The following is a 26,461-nucleotide window of genomic DNA, read 5'->3' on the forward strand; positions in this document are numbered from 1 at the left end:
CCCTGGGGATCGACGCCAGTGCAGGGCGGCGCGACGCGTGCCGGATCCCTACCCCGACCTGACCATCAAGCCGATTACCTGTCGAGTTGCGCGCACGCGCCAGGTCGCGCAACAGCAGCTCCGTGCCGATCGCCCCAGTAAGAATGGCCGACCCTTGCGTTCACCAGGCTGCCGGTGTCGTCAGCGGTCGGGCGAGGGCGTCGATGGTGCAGTCACCTGGCAACGGCAACCGTAGATCGGCAATCTCGATCAGCAGGATCCAACCACCGCGCAGCGATGCCGCAACAGGCTGGTCGGCCGTGGCCGAAGCCTTCTCAGTGGCGTGTTGACGGGCTTGCCCATGGTCATCGCGCACCCTGTAGCCGTGCCGGCTCTCACGACCGCCTTGCCATCACCGGTGGACGCGGCCTGCTACCGCAGGTGGCGGACCGATGGGGAAAGGGTGGTGCGCTCACCTGCGGATGACGTGGTCCGACGGATACGGGGTGGTCGGCGTGACAGGTGGACCTCCGGCCGCTGCCGCCATCGGTTGCGCGTAGAGAAAGGGAACCGGAACCGCAGAGGTGGGAGGGAAGCCCGGCCTGGCGGCGTCGAGATGGGCATCCAGGCTAAGCGCGGCGGTGACAAGGGCGAGGTGAGTCAATGCTTGTGGGAAGTTGCCGAGTTGCTCGCCGGTCAGCCCGATCTCCTCGGAGTACAGGCCGAGATGGTTGGCGTAGGTGAGCATCTTCTCGAAGACGAGTCGCCCTTCACGCAGATGGCCGGCGCGAGCGAGGGCTTCGACGTACCAGAAAGTGCACGCCGAGAAGGTGCCCTCGAAACCGAGCAGTCCGTCGGGAGAGGCAGAGGGGTCGTACCGGTATACGAGGCCGTCGGACACGAGATCTTTCCTGATCGCGTCCAAGGTCGAGAGCCACCGCGGATCCTGCGGGGGGATGAACCCTACCGTAGGCATCCGCAAAAGCGCGGAGTCCAGGACGTCGCTGCCCAGGTACTGCGTGAACGCTGCACGCTCCGGGCTCCACCCTCGCCGCAGGATCTGCCAGTAGATGGCGTCGCGTTCCTTCGTCCAGCGCTGCACCTCGGCGGGGCGGCCGCTCCGGGCGGCCATGCGTATGGCCCGATCCAGCGCGGTCCAGCTCATGAGTCGTCCATAGGTGAAGTCCTTGTCACCGCCCCGCGTTTCCCAAATACCGGCTTCGGGACGGCCCCAGTTCTCGCACACCCAGTCCACCGTGTTGATCAGCGTCTGCCAGATGCGGCAGGTTGTCGGCAGACCCTGCTGGTCGGCGAAATGGAGGCACTCCAGTGCCGATCCGTAGATGTCGAGCTGCAACTGGTCAGCGGCACCGTTGCCGACCCGCACCGGAGCGGAGTGCCGGTAGCCCTCCCAGTGGCCCAGGGTCTGCTCTGCCAGGTCGGAGGAGCCGTCGACGCGGTACATGACCTTCAGAGGGTGTTCGCCAGGACCGGTGTATTCCTGAACGCGGTCGCCCAGCCACTCGGTGAACGCCACGGCCTCCTCGGTGAATCCCAGCCCGAGCAGCGCGTGAAGGGACAAGGAGGCATCACGTACCCACGCGTAGCGGTAGTCCCAGTTGCGCTCGCCTCCGACCTGTTCCGGCAAACTGGTGGTCGGAGCCGCGACCATGGCCCCGGACGGGGCGTACGTCATGAGTTTGAGCGTCATGGCGGAGCGGTTGACCGTCTCCCGCCACCGTCCGGTGTAGCGCGAACGCGCCAGCCAGTTGTGCCAGAAGGCGATGGTGTCCTCCAGTAGCTGCTCGCATTCCTGCGGCGAAACGATGCGTGGCGGACCGTCAGCGAACGTCTCCAGCACCAGGCCGCGGGTCATACCAGCTCGTAGCCTTACAGTCATGCACACGCCATCTGACCGAATCCTGCGGTCGCTCACGCACTCAACGTCAGGTGTGTCCACCACATGGACGGTCACATCTGTACCTCGGCTGGCAAAATGCCAGCCGCCCATATGCGAGGTGACCTCATATGGTTGCTGCGCGTAGTCGAACCGAGGGGCGATCTCGATGTCGAACGAGATCTCGCCGCGTGTGCACCGCAGCATGCGGACCAGCCGGTGATTGCTTGTCGGATTACGTGGAGAAGCAGGCGGCATGAAATCCACGACCGATCCGACGCCTTGCTCGGTCATGAATCTGGTGAGCAGCACACAGGTGTCCGGGTAGTAGAGCTGCTTGGTCGCATACGTCGGCGCCCGGGGAGCAATCGTCCAGTGACCGCCGTTCGCACCGTCGAGCAGTGCTCCGAAGATACTTGGCGAGTCGAATCGCGGGCTGCAGAACCAGTCGATCGTTCCCTCGGTGGAGACCAGCGCGGCCGTCTGCAGGTCACCGATGAGTCCGTGGTCGTCGATCAGCGGATATTCGTTCATGGGGCCTCTTCCCGTCCCGCCTGGCGTGAGCGGTGACGTCACTGCTACCGCCGTGCCCCTCGCGGACACACCTTGCGCCCCCACCTCCAGACTGCCCGGCATGCCGCGGGTTCGCATTACTCCTCCGGTAGCTCCTGGGGAGGTGAGGTACGCGCAGGGTGGTGGGCTGACCGACGCAGAGAGGGCCGCGCGGGAGCGGATCAGGTTGCAGGCTGTCGTCCGCTTCGAGGCCGGGCGGTCCCGGCTCAGCGAAACGCAGATCGCCAGGCTGGAGCGAGAGTTGGAGCGTGGCACGCTGGTCCACGACCGGGCGGACCGGCGGTGGACGCCGGCGCGGATCAAGAGGTTAATCGGCCGGCTGTTCCACGTCTCCTGCACCGTCGAGGGCACGTAGCGGTTACTGAAGCGGCATGGCTGGAGCTGGCAGCAGGCCAGGCGGGCCATCGAGCGGAGCGGTCGGATCGGTCAGACCCCGGTCGTGCGGGTGCGGGTGCGGGGCCGGGGCTCCGGGCGGGTGTCGATGGCGGACATGGCCTGCTTCAAACCCGGCCGACGGTCCCAGCTCATCTATGCGATCCGCGAGAATCAAGGGCGTAAGGACGAGCCGAAGGGCTTCGGCTGGCGGGACGCTCGGGGCCCCGATCCTGCTGGTCTGGGACAACGTCCGCCTCCGCCTGCCCGCCGGTATGAAGGAATTTGTCGACGCGATGCCGAGTGGCTGACCGTGTTCCAACTCCCGGCTTACGCCCCTGACCTCAATCCGACCGAAGGTATCTGGGCGTTGGTCAAGCGCGACCTGGGCAACCTGGCCGCCTCGACGGCTGACCGAAGCCGGAGTCTGGGTGGCACCTCGGCTGGGGCCTCGAATGGGATCAAGACGAACCCGGGCTTCGGCAACTGCGGCAGGGGCTGACTCACGGGAGGATCCTCTCCCGATGGACTGCCCGACAACAGCCCTGGACATACCGAGAAACGGTGTGACCACTGCGGTAACACCGCCGTTCCCATTTTGATAATTCCATCTCCCGTCGCTCCTCATTTAGCATTCCGTCTCAGGCGCAACGACGCACGGCGCGAAGGGAAGAGGGGATGGCGGAATCCTTCGTCATCCGCGCCGCTCGACAGGGTGCGGGTGATCCACCGGTGGACCGTGGTGATGGGTCCGTACGCGGCCCAGACACTCGGTGACCTCGGCGCCGACGTGATCAAGATCGAGTCGTCCTCCGACACCGTACGGGTGGGCCGGCACCGCGTCCCGCCGGGTACGACCACGCTGAACCGGAACGCCAACTGCACCCAGTGCACGCGGACGTCGCCGCACGCAACCCGCCCTTGCCGGCGTCGACTACGCCAGACTGGACAGAGGGGTGCGCCAGGCACAGCATCCCGATGGCTCCCGTGCTGGAGCTGGAGCACGCCCGCGGCAGCCCGCTGCCCGATCTCGCCCTTCCCTCACACCACGCATCCTTCCAGGAGCGCACATGCCTACCCTTGACCGCCAGGACAACGTCTTCGTGCTCGACCTCGGAGACGGTGAGAACCGCTTCCACCCCGACTGGATCGCGTCCGTCGACGCCGCCCTGAACGAGGTGGAGAAGGCAGAAGGACCGCGAGCCCTGGTGACCGCCGCGACGGGCAAGTTCTACTCCAACGGCCTGGATCTGGAGTGGCTGTCCGGCCACGCCGACCAGCACCAGGACTACATCGTCTCCGTCCATGAGCTCTTCGCCCGCGTGTTCTCGCTACCGATGATCACCGTGGCGGCCCTGCAGGGGCACACCTTCGCCGCGGGCGCGATGTTCTCCCTCGCGCACGACTTCCGCGTCATGCGCGCCGACCGTGGCTATTGGTGCCTGCCCGAAGCCGACATCAACATCCCCTTCACGCCCGGCATGTCCGCCCTGATCCAGTCCCGGCTGGCGCCGCAGACCGCGCACGAGGCCATGGTCACCGGCCGCCGCTACGGCGGGTCGGACGCCGCGGCCGTCGGCATCGTCGACCGGGCGGTCGCTGAGGACGCCGTGCGCTCCACGGCCGTGGCGATCGCCCAGGCACAGCTGAGCAAGGCCGGCGACACCCTCGGCACCATCAAGGCACGCATGTACGCCTCGGCTCTGGCGTCCCTCCGCGACACGGTCAACCCACGCGGCTGACGCCGCAGGCAACCGACGGAGGGCGCCGGGCCCCCACTGCTGCGGGTGCCCGGCCCACCGGCCGGACCAGTTTGATCCTGGGAATGGGCCGGGCACGTGGCCCGGTGGGGGACGTCTGCGAGCATCACGACCACCACGCGCCCCGCACCACTGCCTCGGAACACCGTCCGTGTCTCGCCCACCCCCGGCCTCCGCCCAGCAGGGGCATACGTCCGACGCGGTTGATCACTGGTCCGTCACGCCGAGCAAACCAAGCGCGCGGGCCAGGACCGGCCCCAGGGCTCGGGCGCTGCCGTCCTCGATCTTGAGGGCCAGGGGACGGGCACGGCCGTGGGGCAGAGCGACCGCTTGGACCGCTTCCGCGCCCACCTCCGACAGGACGCCCGGTACTTCCCGCATGAGCCAGGTGTCGTGGCGGCGGGTGCCGGCGACGTCCTTGGGGGTGGGCTCGCACGGCGTCGGCAACCTGCCGCTCGGGCGTGCCGGGCACGGCGAGTACGAAAGAACGGTGGGCTGGTTCTGCATGCTGATCTGTTCGGTCAAGTCAGGGCTTGCCGATCGAGGAGGTCGGGGGTCCAGCAGTGTGCGGTCGAACTCTCCGGGCGTCCGCACCGCTTTGCGTCCACTGGACGCTCAACAGGATGCCTGATCCCCGGTGAGGCCGGCGCAGCATCCCACCAGTACACCGCTGACGGGGACCGTCGCCGCTCCCGACGGCGCGGACCAGCCAGGTAGCAGGTCGTCGGCCATCTCGATCGCCGTCATCCACACCGGCTGTGCTCCGGTGCAGAACGCGCCGGCGAGCGCGTAGTCGAGGGCCGCGTCCGTGGCGCTCTGTGTCGTCCCCTCACGCCACACGGCGAACACCCCGCCGTCTCCGTCCGAGGAGGCAACGTTCGCCCCGTCCCGACGCCCGGCACGCACTCTCGCCGCACCGGCCGAAAGCCCAACTACATCCAGTACGAGGACTTCCGGCGGGCACGCCGAGAGCACGCACCGGACGCCGCTCCTTGACGGGTGGACGTTGCCTGCCGCGGCACTAGTCGATCGCGTCGGCCGCAATGACCTGCTCCGTCCAGATGATCTTGCCGGTCTTCGTGTAACGAGTGCCCCACCGGCGGGCCATCTGGGCAACGATCAGCAGGCCCCGTCCCCCCTCGTCGGTGGTACGTGCGTGGCGCAGGCGGGGCGAGGTGCTGCTGGCGTCGGAGACTTCGCAGATCAGGCCGCGGTCCCGGATAAGGCGCAGGCACACCGGTCCGGTCGCGTGGCGGATGGCGTTGGTCACCAGTTCGCTGACGATGAGTTCCGTGGTGAACGTCAGATCGGGGATGCCCCACTCCGTCAGCTTCTGAGCCGCGAGGTCGCGGGCGTGCGCGACGGCGGCCGGATCGCTGGGCAGGTCCCAGGAGGCGACGCGGTCCGGGGCCAGGACCCGGGTCCGGGCGAGAAGCAGGGCCGCGTCGTCGGCAGGCGGACCCGTCAGTAGGCTGTCGATCACTCGTTGGCCGGTCCCCGTCAGGGTCGGCGGGGGCGCCGTGAGGGCATCGCCCAGCCGGGAGAGCCCGACGTCGATGTCCCGGTCGACGGACTCGATGAGGCCGTCGGTGTAGAGGGCGATGAGGCTGCCGTCTTCCAGCTCGGTCTCGATGGACTCGAAGGGGAGGTAGCCGAGGCCGAGCGGTGGTCCGGCGGGCAGGTCCAGAATGTCGGCGGCGCCGTCGGGAGCGACGATCATCGGGGGGAGGTGACCGGCCCGGGCCATGGTGCACCGCCTGCTGACCGGGTCGTAGACGGCGTACAGGCAGGTGGCGCCCAGGAACGCGGTGCCCGTCGCCTCACCCTCGGCCGCCAACGGCGCATCGATGTCGTGCGCTCCCATGAGGCCGATTACCAGATCGTCCAGATGGGCCAGCAGTTCGTCCGGAGAGAGGTCGAGGTTGGCGAGCGTGCGTACCGCAACGCGCAGGCGCCCCATCGTCGCCGCCGCGTTGATGCCGTGCCCGGCCACGTCCCCCACGACCAGCGCGACCCTTGCCCCGGAGAGCGGGATCACGTCGAACCAGTCGCCGCCCACACCGCTGGGGGCATCGGCCGGGAGGTACCACGAGGCCACGGCGAGAGCGGACCCTCCCGTCAGGTCTTGCGGAAGCAGGTAGCGCTGCATGGAGCGGGCTGCCGTGCGTTCGCGGGTGAAACGGCGTGCGTTGTCGATGCACACCGCCGCACGGGAGACGAGTTCCTCGGCCAGACGTACGTCGTCCTCCTCGAAGGGCCCCAGCCGCCGTGATCGGGCGAAGGTCGCCACGCCCAGGGTGACGCCGCGTGCCCGCACGGGGACCACCATCACCGAGCGGAAGTCGTAGTCCAGGAACGAGGCGCCCAGCGTCTCGTCCGCGGTCACCCACGGACTGTTGGTGCGGTCCAAGACCCGTTCGACCAGGGTCCTGCTCTCCATCAGACAGCGGGTCACGGGCGACGACGGGGCTCGCCGGACCGTCTCCCCCACGGCCAGGGATGCCTCGGGACAGCCCTCGCGTACCGACTGCTGCGCCGCGCGTCGGATGACGGGCGCCATGCCGATCGGCCCGGGTGCCGGCTCCTCACCCCTCATGACCGAGTCCAGCAGATCGACGGCGACGAAGTCGGCGACGGCCGGCACAGCGTCGTCGGCCAGTTCCTGCGCGGTCCGCGTCACGTCCAGGGTGCTTCCGATACGGGCGGCGGCGTCGTTGAGCAGGGCCAGGCGTTCCTGGGCCCGCCACCGCTCGGTAACGTCGATGATCATGTACCAGATGCCGACGTTCCGGTCGTGGCGGTCCTTCATCGCGAAGAAGGAGGCGGAGATCGCGCGACTCCGATCGTGCACCGCGTAGCCGGCACCTTGGTACTCGTAGTCCATCACCGGAGCACCGGTGCGAAGAACCTCGCGCATCTGCTCCTCGAAGGCATCGGCCTCGGCTTGCGGCAGGACCTCCGCCATCCGCCGTCCCAGCCGCCGTTTGAGGGGGATCTGGCGGGCCAGTGGCTCGTTCACCCAGACGTACCGCAGATCCGTGTCGAGGACGGCGATACCGACCGGTGCGTGGCTGAGGAAGGGGGTGAGCATCAGCTGGCTCACCCCGCCGCCCGGCATCCGCCAGAAGGCCCGTTTCGGGGGCCGGCCAACGAACCTGCCGAATATCAGTGCCGCGACCGTGGCGACCAGGACGCCCGGAATCATCTCGTAGACGCCCGACCAGAAGGGGCCGTGCAGCGGCTTGACCACACGCCACAGGAGCACCGTGACTGCGCCGGACACGATCCCGGCCATGGCCCCTGCCCAGGTCATGCGCGGCCAGTACAGCGAGAGCAGGACCACCGGGCCGAAAGCGGCTCCGAAGCCCGCCCAGGCGTACCCCACGATCCCCAGCAGCCCGCCGCCCCTGAGCGCGATCACGGAGGCCACGAGGGTCACGAGGACGACGGCGGCGCGACCCACCCACACCAGTGCCTCGTCCGAGGCGCGCCGCTTGAGGAACGCGTGGTAGAAGTCCTCCGTGAGGGCGACGGACGACACGAGGAGCTGACTGTCCGCGGTCGAGATGATCGCGGCGAGCACCGCGATCAGCATCACACCGGCGCCCCACGGACTGAACAGGGTCCGGCTCAGAGCGATGTACACCGTCTGCGGGTCATGGAGCGGCGTGCCGAACTGCGCGATGCCCAGGAGGCCGACCACTGTGGCACCGGCCAGCACCACGACCACCCACCCGGTCTCGATCCGACGGGCTGCGGGTACGGCACCGGTACTGCGGATGCCCATGAACCGGGCCAGGATGTGCGGCTGCCCGAAATAGCCGAGGCCCCACGAAAGCAACGAGATGATCGAGACGGCGCCGAGCGACCCGCCGCCTCCCGACCACCGCCCGTTCACGAAGTCGACCGTGGCACCCATGTCCAACAGGCTGGGCGTCCTGCTGTCGAGGGCGTCACGAAGCGCACCGAAGCCGCCGAGCGTCGCGATACCGACGACGGGGAGCACGAGGAGGGCGAGGAACATCAGCGTGGCCTGCATGACGTGCGTCAGGCTCACGGCCAGGAAGCCGCCCAGGCAGGAGTAGACGACGATCACCAGGGCGGTCAGGGCCACCCCGAGCCTGAACCCGGCACCGAAGATGTGCCCGAACAGCAGCCCGCCGGCTACCAGCCCACTGGCGACGTAAACGGTGAAGAACACAAGGGTCACCGCAGCCGAGACCATCCGGAGCATCCGGGTGCGGTCCTCGAACCGCTCCTCCAGGTAGGCCGACAGGCTCACCGCGTTCCCGGCGCGCTCCGTGTAGGTGCGCAGCCTCGGCGCGACGAACAGCCAGTTGAAATACGTACCGAGCACCAGGCCGACCGCGATCCAGCTGGCCCCGATACCGGCCGCGTACACCGCTCCGGGGAACGCCAGGAACAGCCAGCCGGACATGTCGCTGGCCCCTGCGGACAGGGCAGCGACGAACGCGGGGAGCCTGCGGCCGCCCAGGGCGAAGTCGGCGAAGGTGTGCGTACGGCGATAGGCCCAGACACCAGTTCCGATCATGACGGCCACGTACACGAGGAACGTGGCCACGATCGGTGCACTCAAGCCGGACATAATGCCTCGCCTGCGAGGTTCATGAGCACGGGCCTACAACCGCACGACCGACAGTCGTGATCCCTACAAATGTACAGATTACGGTCGCCGTCGGCGGCCGGTGCCACCCGCGCCGGTGCCGGCACGGACACTGTGCCACGCCGAGGTCGAAGAAGATCGCCATCGCGGCAATCAGGCACGAACGCCCTCTCCCTTCGGCCTGGGCAGCCCGATCAAGAGCAGTGTCACATCGTCGTCATGCGTGGCCATGTCCGGCAGGAGCGTCTTGACCAACAGGTCTGCGGCCTGGTCGAGGCCCTGCTGATCGACGGGTGCTCCTTTCAGCGCCAAGTCGAGCGTGCGGGCGAGAGTGTCGATCTGGTTCTCGATGTCGGTGCCGGGCCTTTCGACCAATCCGTCGGTATAGACGGCCAACGTGGAGCCCGGCGGCACCGGTCGGGTCGCCTGCCGGAACGGCACCCCTGCGCCACACGGATCGTTGACGCCCAGCGGTACCCCGACCGGCGTCCGGAGCGTTCGGGCTGGCCCGCCGGGGGGCAGGGCGATGACCGGAAGGTGTCCTTGCATCTGCGCATTGGCCATGACGATGACACCTCGGCCGTCCGTGTTCAGCAGGGCGTCGGGAGCCGATTCCAGCAGCGCGAGGAAGCGCCGTCCTGTGCCAGCAGTGCCTCGGCGGTGGAGCCGGACGAGACCGGGACGAGGTCGAGAACCCCGAGGGGGATGCCGGACAGGATCGGGTGCTCCTCAGCGGTCGGTGGGCGCGGGTACGAACCGGGCGACTGGTGCGGGTGCGGGTTCGGCGAGTTCGCGGGCGAAGTGGACGGTGACGGCGTTCAGGGCGGTCTTGGACCTGGAGCAGGACAGGGACGGCTGGCCGACCAATGCACGCTGCTCACCGAGGGAGCGTTTACTGGCGACGTTGACGATGTTCTTGTCGCCGCCGGCCGAGGTGTCCTTGCCGGTGTGGACGATGGACGAGAGCCACATCACCGACTGGAGCGAGCCCGTTCTCTTGGGGTCCTGGGTGTTGCCGGTGACCGGGTCGTAGGTGCCGCCCGCGTCCGAGAACACCTGCTGGAGTTCGTAGCTGTCGACGTCCTGCCAGCCGGAGGAGGTCCGCACCGAGGCGTCGACGCCCTTGAGCCGGTACGTCGACCAGAAGGTCGGACCGGAGGTCAGGCAGACGCCGTCGGTGTCGTCGTTGTCGACCTTGTTCTTCCAGTCGGACTCGCAGTGCAGGTCGTACGGGGTGTCCGGCCAGTCCTTCGCGGTCTTCGAGGAGAGGTTGTCCGCCTTGCAGACCGTGTCGGAGGTGGTGCAGCGCTGCGCGGCACGGAAGACCACCTTGGCGGCCGGCTCCCGGCCTGCCCTGGCGTCGGCCAGCTGGTAGCCGTACGAGATCTGGGTGAGGCGCCCGCCACGGACGTACTTGGTGATCTTGCCACCCTTGTCGTTCTCGGCGACCTGGCCGTAGCCCATGTTGTAGTAGTTGGACTCGGTGGCCCAGTCATAGCGCTGCACGTTGCCGGTCGCCTTGGCGGTGGTGCCGCCCGTCGGCTGCGCGGCCGTTCCGGCGGGCACCGCGAGGGTGCCGGTGACCTTGTGGGACCGCGAGTCGTTGACCGACTCCAGCGGCGTGCGAGTACGGCAGGCGGTGACCTGAGGCGTCGTCAAGGCACAGGCCGGCATCGCCACCAGCCGCAGCCGGGAGGTCCAACCGCCGCCGTACGCCTGCGCGATGGCGCTGTAGTCCAGTGAGACGGACACACCGCCAGCGTCGGTGCGCCGGTCGGCGCGGGACAGGCCGACCAGCACGCCGTCGACGCCGGCCCGCTTCGCCTGCCCGCGGTCCGCGAGTCGCACCCGTACCGTGCCGGCCGCCCCGACCGGCGCCCTGCCGAGGAGTGCCCTGGCCCGGCCGCCGAGCGCCGACGGAGCGGCGGGCGACAGCGAGACGGGCGTCGAGGCGGCCTTCACCGTGCCTCCCGCCGCGGCCGCCGCGCGGCCGCGCACCTGGGGCGCCTTGCCGAGATCCACGATCGCGGTGGCGCCGGCGGGCCACTTCGGGGGCTCCACCTCGTGTCGGGCGAGTACGCGGGCGCCGGGCGGCGGGGTGGGCTCTTCGAGGCCGGGGCTGTCCGCGGGGTGTCCCGGGACCTTCGGCTGCTCGGGCAGCGGGTACGCCGCCCAGACCTCGTCCTTGTACTGGTAGCCGCCGACCACCACGTCGGCCACGGCCGGCTGAACGGTCAGCAAGAAGGCGGCTGTTGCGGCAGCCCAAAGGGTCGTCCGCCGCACCAAGCGCCGCGACCGCGCCTGGGCGGGCAGCCACAGTCAAGATCCGGAGCACTTACGGGCCAGGTAACCATCGCGCGTCGCTTCTGGCACTTAAATGCGCAGGTCAACCTGCACAGAGTGTTCGTACTACCAGCAGACGAAGAACCCGCTGGTGTCGTACTCGCCGAAGAGGCCCGGCTTCTTCCAGACGCATGCGAAAAGGGGCCTGACCTGGGTTTTCACCCGTCAGGCGCCTTTCGCTCAGGCCATTCTCGACCTAGCGCGGCTTGCGCGCCAGGAGGGCCGGCGGCGCCCTTCCGCAAGGCCGCCCTCGTCAGCCGGTCGTTCGCCGACCGCGGCGACATCGAATACACGACCGTCCTCGCGACCGACCGACCGACCGACACGACTCCCGTGCGAGCCATGGATCAGGGGCAGACCCGCACCGCCGACCCGACGGCTGCGACACCGATGCGTCTACACCGTTCGGGGAATCCAGCACCGGTCGGTCATTCGGCATCCGTGTCGAGTCGATCCGCCGCTTCGAGCAGATACTGAGGCACCTTCCTACGGGCCGCCAACACCTCCACGCCGATCAGGCGGCCGTCCGCGTCGAAGTCGAGATTGATCATGCCGGCATCGATGGGATCGCAGGGATACATCCGCGCGACCGCGCGCTTGGACTGCGGCTCGGCGAGGGAGATGTACACGGCGTCTGCCTCTCCGTCGAACGTCACTTCGACTTCTGCCATGTTCAGCGGGCCTCCTTGAGCCGGTCCACGTAGTCCTGCTGGACGTCGATCATGACGGTGTTCACTTTTCCATCGATGGTCCTGGCAACAAGTATCTTGGACTTCGGGTCGTAGAAGCCGACCTTCCACTGACCTTCATGAAGGTAGCTGAAGGGTTCTCTCTCCAGCACGGCCATGGCGGTGTCCTCATCGACGCCGCGTCCCTTCAAACGTTGCACAGCGTGCTTCGTGAACTCGTCCGAACCGGCCGTCACCTCGGCCGTCTCCCCACGGGCCGCGGCCCCCCAGGCAGCCTCGCTCTCGGCGGCGACACCGGCCGCCTTGCCGCGCGGAACGGCAGGCTGCCCCCAGTTGCAGTAGCACTCCTCCGCGTGCTCGGAATTGCCGCAGGAATTGTGCACCAGCACCGGCACGTTTCCGGCCATCACGTAGTACGTGTGGAGTTCCCGGACGGTGAGGTTGTACATGTCCGCGGCGCCGGGGCGAGCGCGGACCGTGTCGATGCGGACGTGGTGGCCGGCGGCGGTGTTGAGGACGTGGCCGGGCTTGAGTTCGCCGGCACGGACCCAGGCGTGGAGCGTGCCGTCCCAGAAGGGGTGACGCGCGGTGGTGTGCAGCGTGGCTCTGTGGCCGTCGGAGCCGCGCACCGTCACGTCGACGAGGTCGTGGTCATGGTGAACCAGCCGGGCGGTGACGGTGCGGAGTCCGCGGTGCCTGCCGTTCTCCGGGTCGGCGCTCTCCACGCGGTCACCCGGCTTGATCTTGCCTATCGGTTTCGTCTTCCGGTGCGCCATCAGCACCGGTGTCTTGGAATCGAAGCTGCAGAGGGGGACGCCCTCCATCGCGGCCTCGAGGGCTATGCCCGCGGCCAGGTCGCCGAGCGACTGGCAGAGGCTCACCGCCTCGCAGGGGTTGCTCGGGATGTCCTGGACGTCGTCCCAGTGGTGATAGAACGTCGAGAACCCCTGGCAGGAACTGGTCCAGAGAAGATCTTCACCGGTGCACCGTTCACGGAAGTAGACTTCGACGTTCTTCACCGGGGAGATGTCCGGTCGGTACGTGCCGTATCCGATCATCATCCGGACGGTGGGTATCGGATGCGCCGAGTTGAACTGCTTCAGGTACTTCATCGGCGGCAGGTAGCCCTCGTCGCCGGGCGCGTCGTAGCTGGTCCCGTCGTAGTCGGGTGCCGCGGGGTCGTTGTGCGACTTGTAGGTGCCGTACGTGCCGTTGGTGCCCGAGCAGAAGTGCGGGTAGCACGATTCGAGACCGGTCGGGTCGCTGCCGGAGATGGGGTTGTCGGCGGCGTAGGTGTAACCGCCCAGTTCCTGGGGATTGCCGGCCTCGAACACCGGGTCGACGCTGATGAAGCTGCCGAGGGTGGGGTCGTACTTGCGTGCTCCGACGTCGGTGTAGCCGGTGTTCTTGTCCTGTGGCTGACCGAGGTAGGAGCGGGTGGGGTCGGGCCAGGCCGTGGTGTTGGCGCTGGTCCGCGGCTGTCCGTAGGGGGTGTACTGCTGGCGGGCGATCTGTTGGGTGGTGGCGTCCATGGCGAGCGTCGCCGTGCCGTGCGCGTCGCTGAAGAGGTATTTCAGTCCGCCGCCCGGGAGGGTGGAGCGCACGGCCACGGGCACTCCGGAGCCGCCGTGGCTGTAGGTACGGACGCCGCCGAGCAGGACGTTGGGGGTGACACTCGTGTTGACGACGATCTGGGTGTCGCCGGTGAAGAGGGTGGTCTGGCCGGGGTCGCGACGGATGAGCTGGTTGCCGTCGGCGTCGTAGAGGTACTTGGTGGTCGTGGGACTGGCGCCGCCCGTGTCCACCTGGGCGAGTCTGCTCTCGTCGTCCCAGGTCAGGGTCTGGCCGGGGCCGGTGGTGGGGGTACGGGTGTGCAGGTTGCCGTCTTCGTCGTAGGTGAAGGCGGTCGGGTTGGTGCCGCCGGTAGTGGCGGTGAGGGTGTGCGGCTGGGCGCCGGTGCGGTTGCAGTTGGCGGTGCAGCCGTGGCCGTAAGTGGTGGTGGCGGTGGTGCCGGAGCCGCCGATGGCGTGGTCGACGCTCTGGTGGCGGTTGCCGATGGCGTCGTAGCCGAAGGACTGCCAGTAGGAGCCCGGTGTCGTGGTGAGGGTGGTGCCGGTGGGCGGGTTGGCCGTGCAGTTGTCGTTGGCGGTCCAGGCGTCGGTGAGCCGGTCCAGGGTGTCGTAGCTGTAGCACTGCTGGTCGGTGACGGTGTTACCGGTCTCCGACTGCTGGTCGGTCGTGGACGTCGGGTTGCCGAAGGCGTCGTAGGCGTACTTGGTGTCGTCGACCGTCGGTCCCGGCGCCTGGGTCCGCGAGATCACCCGCTCGGACAGACGGCGGCTCTGGTCGTCGTAGCTGTAGGTGGCCCACGCCGGGTTGGTCGAGGCGCCGAACGTGACCTGCGAGGGTTCGGCGTAGTTCGTGTAAACGGTCCCGGCGACGTACGTGTTGATGCTGCTGCTCGTCTTCGTCGGGTTGCCCAGCGCGTCACGGCCGAAGGTGACGGTCTCGCTGTTCAGCCCCTGGACGCGCGGGTCGGTCTGCGTCGCCGGCAGCTGGTCCCGGGTGGTGTAGGTGTAGGTCGTGGTGTACGTCGACGGCAGCGGCGCCTCGGAGTCGGGCAGGGTGATCTTGGTGCCGGTCGACTTGCCGAGGGTGGTGTAGCCGGTGGCCGCGACGGTGTAGCCGCCGGTCACACCCTGGACGTAGCGGGTGGAGGAGGTCGGCTGGCCGATGCGCAGGGTGTCGTAGGCCCACGAGGCGAACTCGAAGTCGGACTTCGAGTGGTCGGTCGCGGTGAGCTTGCGGCCCAGGAGGTCGTAGGTGTAGTCGAGTTCGACCTGCCTGGCGTCGGTGGTGGAGACGAGGTCGCCCGCGTCGTCGTAGCCGTAGCTGCTGGCGCCCGCGTCCGGGTCGCTCTGCGACTTCTTGCGGCCCAGCAGGTCGAAGCCGAACGTCCACACCGTGTTGTCGGGGCCGGTGACCCGGGTCTGCTGGCCGGCGACGTTGTAGCCGTAGGCGGTGGCCGAGGTGGTTCCGCCGGTCACGGTGAAGCCCGCCGCGGCCGAGCCGCTCAGGCTGGGCAGGGTGGTGTACTGGTCGAGTTCGGTGGTCTGACCGCGGGCGTTGACCACCGTGGCCGTGGCCACGCCACCCTTGGCGGGCAGGACGGTGGTCCTGTCCCCGGTGCTGGCGGTCTCTGTGGTCCAGGTCTTGGCACCGTCGTGTTCCTCGGTCACGAGGTCGGCCCGGCCCTGCCCGTCGTAGTCCGTGACGGTGGTGTCGGGGATGGAGACCTGGGAGACCGAGACCAGGGCGTTGCCGGGATCGCCGCCCACGTTGTAGGCGTTGTTGGTGACGACCTTCCAGCCGTGCGAATCGTACTGGGTGTCCGAGACGGTGGTGCTGGAGTTCTCCGCCGTCTCCTGAGTCTGGAGCGGCCTCAGCAACCCGTCGTAGAGCGTCTCGGCGGTCTTGTAGCCTCCCCCGTCCAGGAGCGTGTTGGACGCGATCACCGAAGGCGCCGACTGGGACAGGGTGTAGGTGTAGGTCATGTTCGCCGGCGCGCCGCCGGCCTTGCTCTCGTTGGGCAGCCACACCCCGGTCGTGCGCCCGAGCGCGTCGTACGTCAGTGAGGTCAGCAGGCCGGCCGCGTCCGTGTTGGCGGTGGTCAGGGCCCTGGCAGGGTCCAGGGTGGTGCCGGAGAGCCGGCAGTCCTTGGAGGAGACGGTGACCGCGGAGCAGTCCACGCCGGGCGTGACCTGGGTGACGGTCGTGCTGCCGGTGGGCAGTCCGCCGCTCGCGGGGGTGTAGGAGGTGAAGACGGTCTGGGCGAGGCTCTTGCCGTCGGGCGAGGTGGACTTCGGGGTCCGGGTGACCTTCGTCGCGCGGCCGTAGGAGTCGTACCTGGTGGCGGTCTGGTCGACGAAGGCGGTCGCGGTGGCGCCACTCGCGGCGGACGCCTGCTGGACGAGGGTGGCGTCACCGGTCGTGGGCAGGGCGGGATTCTGCTGCCCGTCGCCGTCGTAGGCGAAGCCGTTGGTGTCGTAGGACGTACGCGTGTCGGAGATCAGGGTGCCGCTGGGCGTGGCACCGGCGCTGGAGCAGTCCTGCGCGGTGGTGATGGTCTCGGCGGGCAGCACCTGGGTCGACGGGGTACCGGTGAGGTAGCGGGTGTAGGTGCACTTGGCGACGTTGGCGCTGTCGGTGGGCTCGCCCCGGTCGTCGACCTGCACCGGCATGCCGGTGGTCGACTTGCCCAGGGTCGTGTTGTAGAAGGTGTCGCTCTCGGTCCTGCGCCAGCCGTACGAGACCTTCTGCCGGGTCAGCGACTTGGCGGGGCGGACCATCTGCGCGGTCAGGTCCGGCACGCCGCTGCGGCTTCGGGTCGCGGTGGGACCGATGACCGTGGGCACGGAGACTACGGCCTTGTCCAGGCTGCCGGTGGCGCTGGCGTAGGTGTCGGTCTCGAACGTCTGCCCCGCCAGGACGTCGTCGTCGGCGACGGTGGCGGTGGTGCCGTCCTGGCTGGTCAGGTCGGGAACCGAGCGGGTCTTGCCGCCGGGCAGGGTGTCCCCTTTCATGCCCAGGAAGTAGTACGACTTCGTGAGCGTCTTCTGGTCGTGGACATCGACACCGTTCGTCTTGTGGAAGACGTTCGGGTCACCGGTGGTGACGTCCACCTCCGGGTAGCCGCGGAACTGGCCCCAGGTGCGGTTCTTGGCCTTGACGAGCTCGTTGTCGTCGTAGTGCCAGCCGGGGTTGCCCTTGTAGGCGTAGTCCGTCTCCAGCTCGGGCTGGGTGCCGTCCTGGTAGGAGTTGTGCGGGTCGGTGGTGACGACCGAGGTGACCTTGTACTTGTAGAACCAGTCCATCCACGGCGCCGGCTGCCCGTCCGGGGTCCAGTAGACCGGGAAGCAGGAGAGCGTGTTGGTGGACGCGAACGTCCTGGCCGCCGCGTCATTGGGGTCGTCGGGGTCGCTGGCCGGGGCGCTGGAGCAGTTGGGCCGGTCGTAGGTGACCGTCGTCTGCGCGCCGGTCTCGTTGGTGACCGTCTGGATGCGGTCGTGGTACATCAGCGGCATCTGCGGGATCGTGCCGACCCGGTTGGGCAGTTGCAGCGGCGGGTCGAAACTCACCGCCGGCGTCGAGGTGCTGCCCGAAGCCCCGCCGAGGGTGTCCAGACCGGTGTGCTGGACGGAGTCCAGCCACAGGGTGGGGGCGTGGTCGCCGCCGTCGGGGAAGGACTGGGTGAAGGTGTACTTGTCGACCTGCTTGGTGGTCCCGCCGGTCTGGATCTGTGTGGTGATCGAGGTCAGGCGCTTGCGTGACCAGAAACTCGGGCCGTGGTTGGTGCAGTTCGTCGAGCCCGATGTGCAGTTCAGGTCCACCGGCACGTCCGGCCAGTACGCGGCGTTGGCGGGGGTGAACTGACTGTCGGCGCAGGTATTGCCGGCCGGGGTACCCGGGATGCAGCGCTCGGCGGTGTCGAAGAGGATCTGCTCCGGGGCGGTGCCGGAGTAGATCGTCGAGGACGTCATACCGTAGTCGACGCGCGACAGGGTGCCGCCGCGGACGTAGGACACCGCGTCGTTCTTGGCGTCCGCGCCGTAGTAGCCGGTCTCCGGGCTGTAGTACCAGGCGGTGGCGTTGCCGTGAGTGTCCACGACGTAGTCCAGGTTGAAGCGGTAGCCCAGCGTGCAGGAGGTCGCGGCGAAATCGGTGCTGTCCGGGCAGTCGGACACAGCGCTGTGCGCGTGGTAGACCGGCTCGGTCCACACGGACTTGGTCTCGTCCTTGCCGCTGGACCAGCCCGGCAGCCGGGAACGGCCGAAGAAGTACTGCACACCCCCCTCGGTGACCTTGAAGTACTCCCCGTTCGCGGTGCCGTTCGTGGCACCGGTCAGGTCCTCGATCTTGGTGGTGGAGTCATCGGCTGCGGGGCGGAAGGTCTTGGCCGAGTCGTCGTAGACGATGTCGGTGGATGTGCCGTTCAGTGACAGGGTCAGGATCTGTCCCGCCCAGCACTGGTCGCCGTCGTTGTCGGGGGCTCCGGACGAGGAGTCGTCCTTGCAGGACTTGTAGGTGCGCTCGACGTAGTTCTCGGTCGAGGCCCAGCCGTCGCCCAGCCAGGAGGACTGGTTGTTGGTCCCCTCGGTCCGCGTGTCCTGGCTCGATGAGCTGTAGGAGAGATCGACGTTCGGGACCGCGCCACCGATCGCCGGCGGTACCGGGATCGGATAGCTGTAGGTGAACGCGCCGGTGTTCCCCGAGGTCGACCAGGAGCCGCCCGGCGACAGACTGGTCGCCGCATAGTCCCCGGCGCCGCCCGATGCGCCGGCGGTCGCGGCCATGACCACCGCCGCGCCGGACGGCGCGGCCACCGACCGGGAGGAGTCCGCTGCACTCGGCGTCGCCGTCCCCGGGCTGACGACGGCGACCTGAGCGGACAGCGGGGTCCCCGCGGTGGTGCGCACGGGTGTCTGGACCTGGCACTTGGCCAGCTTCGGCGTGGTCAGCGCGCAGGCAGGCAGTTCCACCAAGTGCAGGCGGGCGGCGAAGTCGCCGCCGAACGCGTAGCGGAAGGACGAGTCGTCGACCCGCAGCGCGACCCTTCCACCGCCTGGGCTGATGCGCTGCAAGGTGAACAGCATGCCGTGGACCCCGGCAGAGCGCGCGGTCTTCTGGTCCAGCACCGTGACCCGCACACGTTGCGAGCCGACGATGGCGGCGGAACCCGGCTGCGCACCCGTTGCCGCGCCGAGCAGGACGGGCGTGGCACCCGCCCGCACCTGGGGTGCCCTGACCCCCACGGGCGCGACCGCGGTGGGGAGCGTCACCACTGCACGGGCCGACGTGGGCAGCTTCGCATGTCCCGTGGGATCGAAGTGCTTGAACCGCTCAGGGGCGTGGACCGGCTTGGGCTTGGCATGAGTGAAAGGGATCCGCTTGCCACGCGGAACGGCGGGGGCCGGCACACGCCCCTGTTCCGAAGGGGTCCCTGCGGCGACGGTGGCGGGCAGCAGGCCCGCCACCAGGACGCCGACCGCCACCACTGCCGTGCGCCGAACGCTCTGGGCACCCCAGGCCGCCCAGCCGCGTCTCCACCTCGTAGTCCGCCCCATGATGAGTGTTCCCCTCCCCCGCTTCAAATCGCCCGACTGCCTTGGAGACAGGGCGATTTGATTGCATGTCAAAAGGAGGCATACATCGGTCGAGCCCCCGTGAGAGGTCACGCTAGGGCCAGCGAGCAGCCCGTCAGGTAAAGCGATTCCCGAGGAAATACCAAGGAAGTGCACAGCGGAGAGCGCAAGTTGACCACAATGTGTCACAAACGGACCGCGTACTGCCATCCGGCGACCGGTCCGTGATGGACCCGGCTCACACCAGCCCCAGAGAACGCACAGCGGCGCGGGGCCCACCGGGGGGGGAACCGCCTGAAAACAGCGAAGGGCCCCAACCAGACACCCCTCCTTCGTCGTGCCGCGCTTCTCCTCATAGCGTTCGATCGCCTCCCGTACCGAGCGGGGCAGCGGCACCTCCCTACCCCCCGCCTTGCGATGCTTCAGCTTCGCCGGCCGGTGCGTGTTGGAGTGAATCTGCTCGTGCACCCGGTACACGTCGTCCGCCATCGCCCCCTTGTCGTAGGCCCCCGCAGAATCGCCTTGAGGGTGCGCAGTATGTTGACCTGATTGCCCCGGCCGACGCCGTCGACCTCCAACTCGTCCAGGAAGCGCTCCACCACGACAGGGGCCACGGATATCAACTTCCGTGAACCCAGACGCGGAACGATATGAACGTCGATGCAGCATCCCTGGCCGCCCATCGGGTGAGTCGAGGGATCCGGAGCAAGTTGCTGACCGGGGTCAGCGGCGGTGAGGTAGAGGACCAGCGCCAACCGGCACGCTTCTCACCACACGACCGAGCGACTTCCGCATCATTTCCCCTCCGCGCCAGGCCGAAGACTGCTGTTCGCTCAGCCACGCACGGACTCGCGCCGCTTCCCCATATGGAATGCAGGCGGTCATCGACATCGGTCCGTTGGGCGATCAGTGAGCCGGGGGCTCGTGTGTGCAAGGTCGGGGGCTGATTGTCGTGAGTGTCCTCGTCAACATCAGAGGTTGGCTGGAGTGCGACGACCAGCAGCTCGCCCAGATCGCAGAGATCGTCGGACAGGACGACCCCGACCGGACGTACAGCGGTGGCTGGGCCTTTCCGCCGAGGCAGTACAACTACGTGAACTGGGTTTTCTTCGGGGCCCAGATGCGCGACCACTCCGTCGACTGGTTCCTGGACCGACTGCGGAGCGTGGCGCGGATTCCGGCCTCCGATGAGGACGACGACCGGGTCAGGGGTCTGTTCCTCGCCAGTCACGAGGTCGACGGCATGAGCGAGTGGCAGGTCCGCGACGGCACCGTCGTGATCCGGGCCGCGAGCGAGACGTATCGGTTCCTCGACGAGTAGGGCGTTGCGGCCGAGCGGAGTGAGCCGGGGTACGACGCGGCGACGCGAACCGTAGCCCGGTTCGCGTCCGCCGCTACCGTGCCCAGCATCAAGATCCTCATCAGCGCCGGCTTGGAGGGCGTCCTCGCCCACACCTATCTCGTGGCAGTCGCGTCGCGGGTAGCCGCAGGCGCAGTCCACGTCGAAGACGTCGTCCATGCGGCCGCCGTCGCTCATGCGGTCCCCCCTGCGGCTGATGGTGCTTCAGTGCTTGCCGCTCAGTCGCCGGGTGGCATGACGCAGTCGCGAAGTCGGATCTGGTCATGGCCGAGTCGAGCTGATGGCGGCTCTTGCCAAGGGAGGTGTCCGCGGCGGAGTCCTGCCGTCCCGCAGAGAACCCTTCGCCCCAGGGAGTCGCGCCCGTGAACGCCGGTCCGGCCGGCCCGAGGGCGACCGGATACAGTGCGCGAGACGGCAGCCCGGCCAGGGAGGGGAAGCGTGACCGACACCAGTAACACCCGACCCGTCGACAGCGAAGCGCAAGTGCCGCGGCAGAGCCCACTGCACCGCCTGATGCGCTACATCCCGCTGATCGCCCCTGTCCTGCTGTGGGCCGTGCCCTGTTGGTTGCTCCTGCACGGCGGCCAGCACTGGCCGCTGCCCGTCACGCTGGTCGGCACCGCCCTGTTCGCCCTCGGCCTCATCGGTATGCCGCTCGCGATGGTGCGCGGCCACGGCCGGCGCCAGCAGGACCGGGCGGCGATCATCGGCGACACCCTGCTGGGCACCAGCTGGGTTCTGTTCACCTGGTCCGTGCTGATCGGCGTCCTCTTGCGGCTCGCCCTGACCGTGGCCGGCGTCGGCGAAAGTCAGGACCGGGCCCGAATCGTCACCTGGGCCGTCCTCGGCGTCTCCGCCGTGCTGCTCGCCTGGGGGTACGCCGAGGCCCGCCGCGTACCGCGCGTGCGCCGACTCGACGTGCAACTCCCGCGACTGGGTGCCGGGTTGGACGGCCTCCGCGTCGTCCTCATCACCGACACCCACTACGGCCCACTCGATCGCGCTCGCTGGTCGGCACGGGTCTGCGAGACGGTGAACGCCCTGGAAGCCGACCTGGTCTGCCACACCGGCGACATCGCGGACGGCACGGCCGAACGCCGCCGCGCCCAGGCCGTCCCGCTCGGTACGGTGCGGGCCACCCGGGCCCGCGTGTACGTCACCGGCAACCACGAGTACTACAGCGAGGCCCAGGGCTGGGTCGACCTGATGGACGAGCTGGGCTGGGAGCCGCTCCGCAACCGCCATCTGCTGCTCGAACGCGGAGGCGACACCCTCGTGGTCGCCGGCGTGGACGACGTGACCGCCGAGTCCTCCGGCCTGGCAGGCCACCGCGCCCATCTCGCCGGAGCTTTGGACGGCGCCGACCCCGACCTGCCCGTCCTGCTCCTGGCACACCAGCCCAAGTTCGTCGACCGGGCGGCAGCCGACGGCGTCGACCTCCAACTCTCCGGCCACACCCACGGCGGCCAGATCTGGCCCTTCCACCACCTGGTCCGCATCGACCAGCCCGCCCTCGCCGGCCTCAGTCACCACGGCACCCGCACCCTCCTCTACACCAGCCGCGGCACCGGCTTCTGGGGCCCGCCGTTCCGTGTCTTCGCCCCCAGCGAGATCACCCTGCTCGTGCTCCGCTCCCCGCACCTGCCCACCTCGCCGTAGCACGGGGCGGCCGACGGCTCCAACGAGCCGCACCGACGCGTACGGCGGTTCTATCACCGGCCGTATCCGTTTCGCCGTCGAGGTCGCCGAGGCCGTCAGGCAGGCCATCGGCGAAGGGCTCGAGGACAAGGTCTTCATCGTCACCGGCGGCGGATCGGGCATCGGCGCGGTCACCGTACGGCGGCTGCCGGCCGAAGGCGCCCGGATCACCGCGGCCGGCGCCGACCCCGACGACCCGCGACCGCCCGGACCACCGAGCACTTCGGCCGGCTCGACGGCGCCGCCGACGTCGACCAGTAGACCCGTGCCGCCCGAGCGGTGGAGCGTCGGGCGGTTCTTCGCCCACCTGTTGCGCACCCGTCGCCTGGTGCGCGACGTCGGGCGCCGCAGCACAGCGCCGAAGGGGCACGTGGTAGCCCAGCTCCCGGCCGTAGCGCGCGGTGGTGTCGACACAGCTGTCGGACCGCATGCCGATGAGTACGGTCTTCCGTGACGGGAGCCGCCCCGCGGACGCGTCAGGCGGCCGGAGGCAGGGTGCTGCCGCGCCGCTTGAGCTGGTCGTTGACCGTTTCCAGGAGTTCGTCGGAGAACCCCTCGTCGGCCACGGCCCGGGACATGAGCACGGCGCCGACCAGGGCGCTGAGCGTGAGCATGGCCTCGGCCCTGGCGTCCGTGGCGTCGTCGTCCAGGCCCGCGATCAGGTCCAGGTACGCGCGGACCTGCCGCTCGTAGGCGTCCTTGAGGTGGAGGTCGCCCGCGGTGCCGTCGCGTCCCGCGGCAGCGCCGAGCGGGACCAGCGCGCAGCCGGTGGCCGGTGCGTCGCGGTGCTGCTTCCCGAGATACGCGTCGATGAGGCCGGCCCGTGCGTCCTGGTCGTTCTTCCGCGCGGCCCGCTCCATCTTCGCCGAACCCTCGGCCAGGGCAGCGGCGGCGGCCTGGGTGACGAGGTCGTCACGCGACGCGAAGTGCTTGTAGAAGCCGCCGTGCGTGAGTCCGGCCTCCTTCATGAGGTCCGCGATGCCGAGGCGGCCGATACCGTCGGTGCGGACCTTGCGCGAGGCGATCCGGAGGACCCGTTCGCGGCTCGCCGCCTTCTCCGCCTGCGAGTGGCCCATACCGGCCCTGCCTCTCCTGGATCGACGCGGTGCGCGATCACGCAACTGGATGACGGCCATCATACACCAGCACCTCGTACACACGCCGGGCAGTCATTCGTTTGACATTCAGGATGACGGCCGTAATCCTGAATGTGGATGTCAACCATCAGCCAGATTGGAACTGGAACCATGTCCCAGACCTATGACCCACGTCGCACGGCTGTTCTGCTGATCGACCCGTACAACGACTTCCTGTCCGAAGGCGGCCAGATCTGGCCGCGCCTGGAGTCCATGGCGCACGAGATCGGACTGCTGGACCACCTGCGCTCCGTGGTCGGCTCCGCCCGTGCGACGGGCGTACGCGTGGTGTTCGTTCCGCACCGCCGCTGGGAGCCGGGTGACTACGAGACGTGGGACCACCCCAACCCCACCCAGCTGAGCATCATGGAGCGGCACAGCTTCGCCCGCGGTACCTGGGGCGGGGAGTTCCACCCCGACTTCCAGCCGCACTCCGGCGACGTCGTGATCTCGGAGCACTGGGCGCAGAGCGGGTTCGCCAACACCGACCTGGACTTCCAGCTCAAGCAGCACGGCATCACCCACGTCGTGCTGGTCGGACTCCTGGCGAACACCTGCATCGAGTCCACCGGCCGGTTCGCCATGGAGCTCGGCTATCACGTGACGCTGGTGCGCGACGCCACCGCCGCCTTCGAGCCCGCGATGATGCACGCCGCGCACGAGCTGAACGGCCCCACCTACGCCCACGTCATCACCACCGCGGACGAACTCACCGCCGCGTTCGAGGGAGCACACGCATGACCCTGACCGGAGAGCTGCTGATCGGCGCGGGCCGGGTGCCCGCCACCGCCGGGACCATGAAGGCGCTCGACCCCGCCACCGGGGAGTTCGTCGAGCCGGAGTTCGCCTTTGGCGGCGCGGCCGAGGTCGACCGCGCGGTCCGCCTCGCGGACGACGCCTTCGACAGCTACAGCCACACCTCACTCGCCGAGCGGGCCGCGTTCCTCGACCTCGTCGCGGACGGGCTGGAGGCGGTCAAGGACGAGCTCGCCGCCCGTACCGCGCTGGAGACCGGCCTGCCGGCCGCCCAGCTGGAAGGTGAGGCGGCGCGGACCGCCGGCGTGTTCCGCAAGTTCGCCGACGTCGTCCGCGCGGGCCGCTTCCTCCAGGCGGCCGTCGACACCGCGCAGCCGGACCGCCGGCCCGCGCCGCGCATGGACCACCGGCTGCAGAAGGTGGCCCTGGGACCGGTGGTGATCTTCGGCGCCAGCAACTTCCCGATCTCCTACTCCGTGGTGGGCGGCGACACCGCCTCCGCTCTCGCCGCCGGCTGCCCCGTCGTCGTCAAGGCCCACAACGCGCACCCCGGTGCCTCCGAGATCCAGGGCCGGGTCATACAGCAGGCGGTCGCCGAGGCGGGACTGCACGAAGGCGTCTTCTCCCTGGTCCGCGGCGCCGGCAACGAGATCGGCGAGGCGCTGGTCGACCATCCTCTGGTCCGGGCGGTCACCTTCACCGGCTCCGAGGGCGGCGGCATGGCCCTCTACCGCCGGGCCCAGCGGCGTCCCGACCCCATCCCCGTGTTCACCGAGATGACCAGCGTCAACCCGACCTTCGTCCTGCCCGCGGCTCTGGCGGCCCGCGGCGCGGAGATCGGCGCAGACCTGGTGCAGCGCGCCATGTACAACGTCGGGCAGGCCTGCCTGAAGCCCGCCGTCCTCCTCGCCGTCGACGGGCCCGGCTTCCAGGAACTGCGGGACGCCGCGACCGCCGAGGTGCGGAAGGCGGACGCACGGACCATGCTCACGCCCGGCATCCACGACTCCTACACCCGCAACGCGCGGCGCATGGAGGACGGCGGCGCCACCCTGATCGGCACGGGAACGGACCCGGCCCGCGCCGGGGAGGGCCAGTCCCTGCTGTACGAGGTCACCGGTGAGCAACTGCTGGCCGAACCCGCCCTGCGCGAGGAGATCTTCGGCCCGGCGGTCCTGTTGGTGAGGCTGACCGGTGCGGAGCAGCTGTTCGAGGTGGCCCGCGCCTTCCGTGGACAGCTCTCGGCCACCCTGCACGCCGATACCGCCGACCGCGCCGCCGCCGAACGGCTCCTGCCGATCCTGGAGCGGCGCACCGGCCGCATCGTGTTCAACGCCTTCTCGATCCCGCAGGAGGTCTCCCACGCCGCCACCCACGGCGGCCCGTTCCCGGCGACCTCCGACAGCCGGTTCACCTCCGTGGGCATGGGCGCGATCGAGCGGTTCGTCCGTCCGGTCACCTACCAGAACTTCCCCGACGACCTCCTGCCGGAGCCGCTGCGCGAGGCGAACCCGCTGCACGTCTGGCGGCTCGTCGACGGCGAACTCGGCCGGCACTGACCACTTGCACGGGCTCCGTTCACCCTCCCGAACGGAGCCCGTCCGCTCCCCCGGAACGAAAGGCGACCCTGCCATGTCCATAGCCGACCGAACGGTGGCGGAGAACGAACGCGCGGCGCGAAACGAGGTACGCGAGAGGCTGCTCGGCGCCTGGCGACTCGTGTCGTACACCGCCACGAGCACCGACGGGGAGGTCATCAGCCCGCTCGGCCCCACGCCGTACGGCCTGATCGTCTACACCCCCCAGGGATACATGTCCGCCCAGCTGGGCCGCGGCGACCGCCCGCCCCTGCGGTCGGCACGCCTTGAGGACGCGGCGGCCGACGAGCTGGCCAGGGCGGCGGCCGGCTACCTCTCCTACGGCGGCCCGTTCGAGGTCGTCGGTCCGGCCACCGTCGAGCACCACGTCACGACCAGCCTCTTCCCGAACTGGATCGGACGGTCCCAGGTCCGGCAGGTGAGCTTCGACGGCCCGCTCCTCACCCTCCGTGTCGCCACCCCCACCCGCTTGTGGGGCGCGGACCGCACGGCCGAACTCACGTGGAGCAGACTGGCCTGAGGCGGACCCGCCAA

16 protein-coding genes and 2 pseudogenes are annotated in these 26,461 nt (G+C 69.1%); 9 read left to right on the forward strand and 9 right to left on the reverse strand.

Annotated elements, in window-relative coordinates:
• Nucleotides 1-451: 451 nt before the first annotated feature.
• Nucleotides 452-2,410, reverse strand: coding sequence for a glycoside hydrolase family 15 protein (locus ACWGJB_RS00725; protein WP_453378129.1), 1,959 nt, complete (start codon nt 2,408-2,410; stop codon nt 452-454).
• Nucleotides 2,411-2,552: 142 nt separating this feature from the next.
• Here ACWGJB_RS00725 and ACWGJB_RS00730 point away from each other — a divergent pair.
• The 3 genes and pseudogenes from ACWGJB_RS00730 to ACWGJB_RS00740 all read left to right on the forward strand — a co-directional run.
• Nucleotides 2,553-3,227, forward strand: a pseudogene (locus tag ACWGJB_RS00730) (winged helix-turn-helix domain-containing protein); the annotation flags it as partial.
• A 309-nt stretch (nt 3,228-3,536) separates the two neighbouring features.
• Entirely contained in the window at nt 3,537-3,905 is a 369-nt protein-coding gene (locus ACWGJB_RS00735; RefSeq protein WP_453378130.1) for a CoA transferase, read from the forward strand.
• Nucleotides 3,892-4,563: an enoyl-CoA hydratase-related protein gene (locus ACWGJB_RS00740; RefSeq protein WP_453378131.1), complete on the forward strand. Its 672-nt coding sequence runs from the start codon at nt 3,892-3,894 to the stop codon at nt 4,561-4,563. The genes ACWGJB_RS00735 and ACWGJB_RS00740 overlap by 14 nt, the downstream gene beginning before the upstream one ends.
• A 158-nt stretch (nt 4,564-4,721) precedes the next feature.
• Here the strand turns inward: ACWGJB_RS00740 and ACWGJB_RS00745 are convergent.
• The 7 genes and pseudogenes from ACWGJB_RS00745 to ACWGJB_RS00775 form a co-directional block, all read right to left on the reverse strand.
• Nucleotides 4,722-5,077, reverse strand: a pseudogene (locus tag ACWGJB_RS00745) (asparaginase); the annotation flags it as partial.
• A gap of 119 nt (nt 5,078-5,196) precedes the next feature.
• Nucleotides 5,197-5,430, reverse strand: a complete 234-nt coding sequence (locus ACWGJB_RS00750; protein WP_453378132.1) for a hypothetical protein — start codon at nt 5,428-5,430, stop codon at nt 5,197-5,199.
• Between the two features lie 172 nt (nt 5,431-5,602).
• On the reverse strand, nt 5,603-9,187 hold the full coding sequence (gene putP, locus ACWGJB_RS00755) for a sodium/proline symporter PutP (RefSeq protein WP_453378133.1): 3,585 nt from the start codon (nt 9,185-9,187) through the stop codon (nt 5,603-5,605).
• Nucleotides 9,188-9,358: 171 nt separating this feature from the next.
• The gene (locus tag ACWGJB_RS00760; protein WP_453378134.1) at nt 9,359-9,769 is read right to left on the reverse strand and encodes a SpoIIE family protein phosphatase; all 411 of its coding nucleotides are present in this window, start codon (nt 9,767-9,769) and stop codon (nt 9,359-9,361) included.
• Between the two features lie 165 nt (nt 9,770-9,934).
• Entirely contained in the window at nt 9,935-11,446 is a 1,512-nt protein-coding gene (locus ACWGJB_RS00765; RefSeq protein ID WP_453378135.1) for a hypothetical protein, read from the reverse strand.
• 530 nt (nt 11,447-11,976) lie between these two features.
• On the reverse strand, nt 11,977-12,219 hold the full coding sequence (locus ACWGJB_RS00770) for a DUF2283 domain-containing protein (protein WP_453378136.1): 243 nt from the start codon (nt 12,217-12,219) through the stop codon (nt 11,977-11,979).
• Between the two features lie 2 nt (nt 12,220-12,221).
• Complete coding sequence (locus ACWGJB_RS00775) at nt 12,222-19,361, reverse strand: polymorphic toxin-type HINT domain-containing protein (protein ID WP_453378137.1); 7,140 nt, start codon at nt 19,359-19,361, stop codon at nt 12,222-12,224.
• Between the two features lie 970 nt (nt 19,362-20,331).
• Here ACWGJB_RS00775 and ACWGJB_RS00780 point away from each other — a divergent pair.
• The 3 genes from ACWGJB_RS00780 to ACWGJB_RS00790 all read left to right on the forward strand — a co-directional run bounded on the left by ACWGJB_RS00780 (nt 20,332) and on the right by ACWGJB_RS00790 (nt 22,891).
• Complete coding sequence (locus ACWGJB_RS00780) at nt 20,332-20,700, forward strand: hypothetical protein (protein WP_453378138.1); 369 nt, start codon at nt 20,332-20,334, stop codon at nt 20,698-20,700.
• Nucleotides 20,701-21,177: 477 nt separating this feature from the next.
• Nucleotides 21,178-22,398: a metallophosphoesterase gene (locus ACWGJB_RS00785; RefSeq protein ID WP_453378139.1), complete on the forward strand. Its 1,221-nt coding sequence runs from the start codon at nt 21,178-21,180 to the stop codon at nt 22,396-22,398.
• Nucleotides 22,331-22,891: an oxidoreductase gene (locus tag ACWGJB_RS00790; RefSeq protein WP_453378140.1), complete on the forward strand. Its 561-nt coding sequence runs from the start codon at nt 22,331-22,333 to the stop codon at nt 22,889-22,891. Before ACWGJB_RS00785 ends, ACWGJB_RS00790 begins: the two co-directional genes overlap by 68 nt.
• 22 nt (nt 22,892-22,913) lie before the next feature.
• On the opposite strand, the gene ACWGJB_RS00795 is transcribed toward ACWGJB_RS00790, so the two are convergent.
• Complete coding sequence (locus ACWGJB_RS00795) at nt 22,914-23,513, reverse strand: TetR/AcrR family transcriptional regulator (RefSeq protein WP_453378141.1); 600 nt, start codon at nt 23,511-23,513, stop codon at nt 22,914-22,916.
• A gap of 171 nt (nt 23,514-23,684) precedes the next feature.
• Between ACWGJB_RS00795 and ACWGJB_RS00800 the strand changes: the two genes are divergently transcribed.
• The 3 genes from ACWGJB_RS00800 (at nt 23,685) to ACWGJB_RS00810 (ending at nt 26,447) form a co-directional block, all read left to right on the forward strand.
• Complete coding sequence (locus ACWGJB_RS00800; protein ID WP_453378142.1) at nt 23,685-24,314, forward strand: cysteine hydrolase; 630 nt, start codon at nt 23,685-23,687, stop codon at nt 24,312-24,314.
• Nucleotides 24,311-25,888 (forward strand): aldehyde dehydrogenase (NADP(+)), encoded by a 1,578-nt coding sequence (locus ACWGJB_RS00805; RefSeq protein WP_453378143.1) that lies wholly within the window; start codon nt 24,311-24,313, stop codon nt 25,886-25,888. Before ACWGJB_RS00800 ends, ACWGJB_RS00805 begins: the two co-directional genes overlap by 4 nt.
• A 73-nt stretch (nt 25,889-25,961) precedes the next feature.
• Nucleotides 25,962-26,447 carry a lipocalin-like domain-containing protein gene (locus tag ACWGJB_RS00810; RefSeq protein ID WP_453378144.1) on the forward strand — a complete coding sequence of 162 codons (486 nt, stop codon included), beginning with the start codon at nt 25,962-25,964 and terminating at the stop codon, nt 26,445-26,447.
• Nucleotides 26,448-26,461: the final 14 nt, after the last annotated feature.

The organism is Streptomyces sp. NPDC054813 (assembly GCF_053611365.1).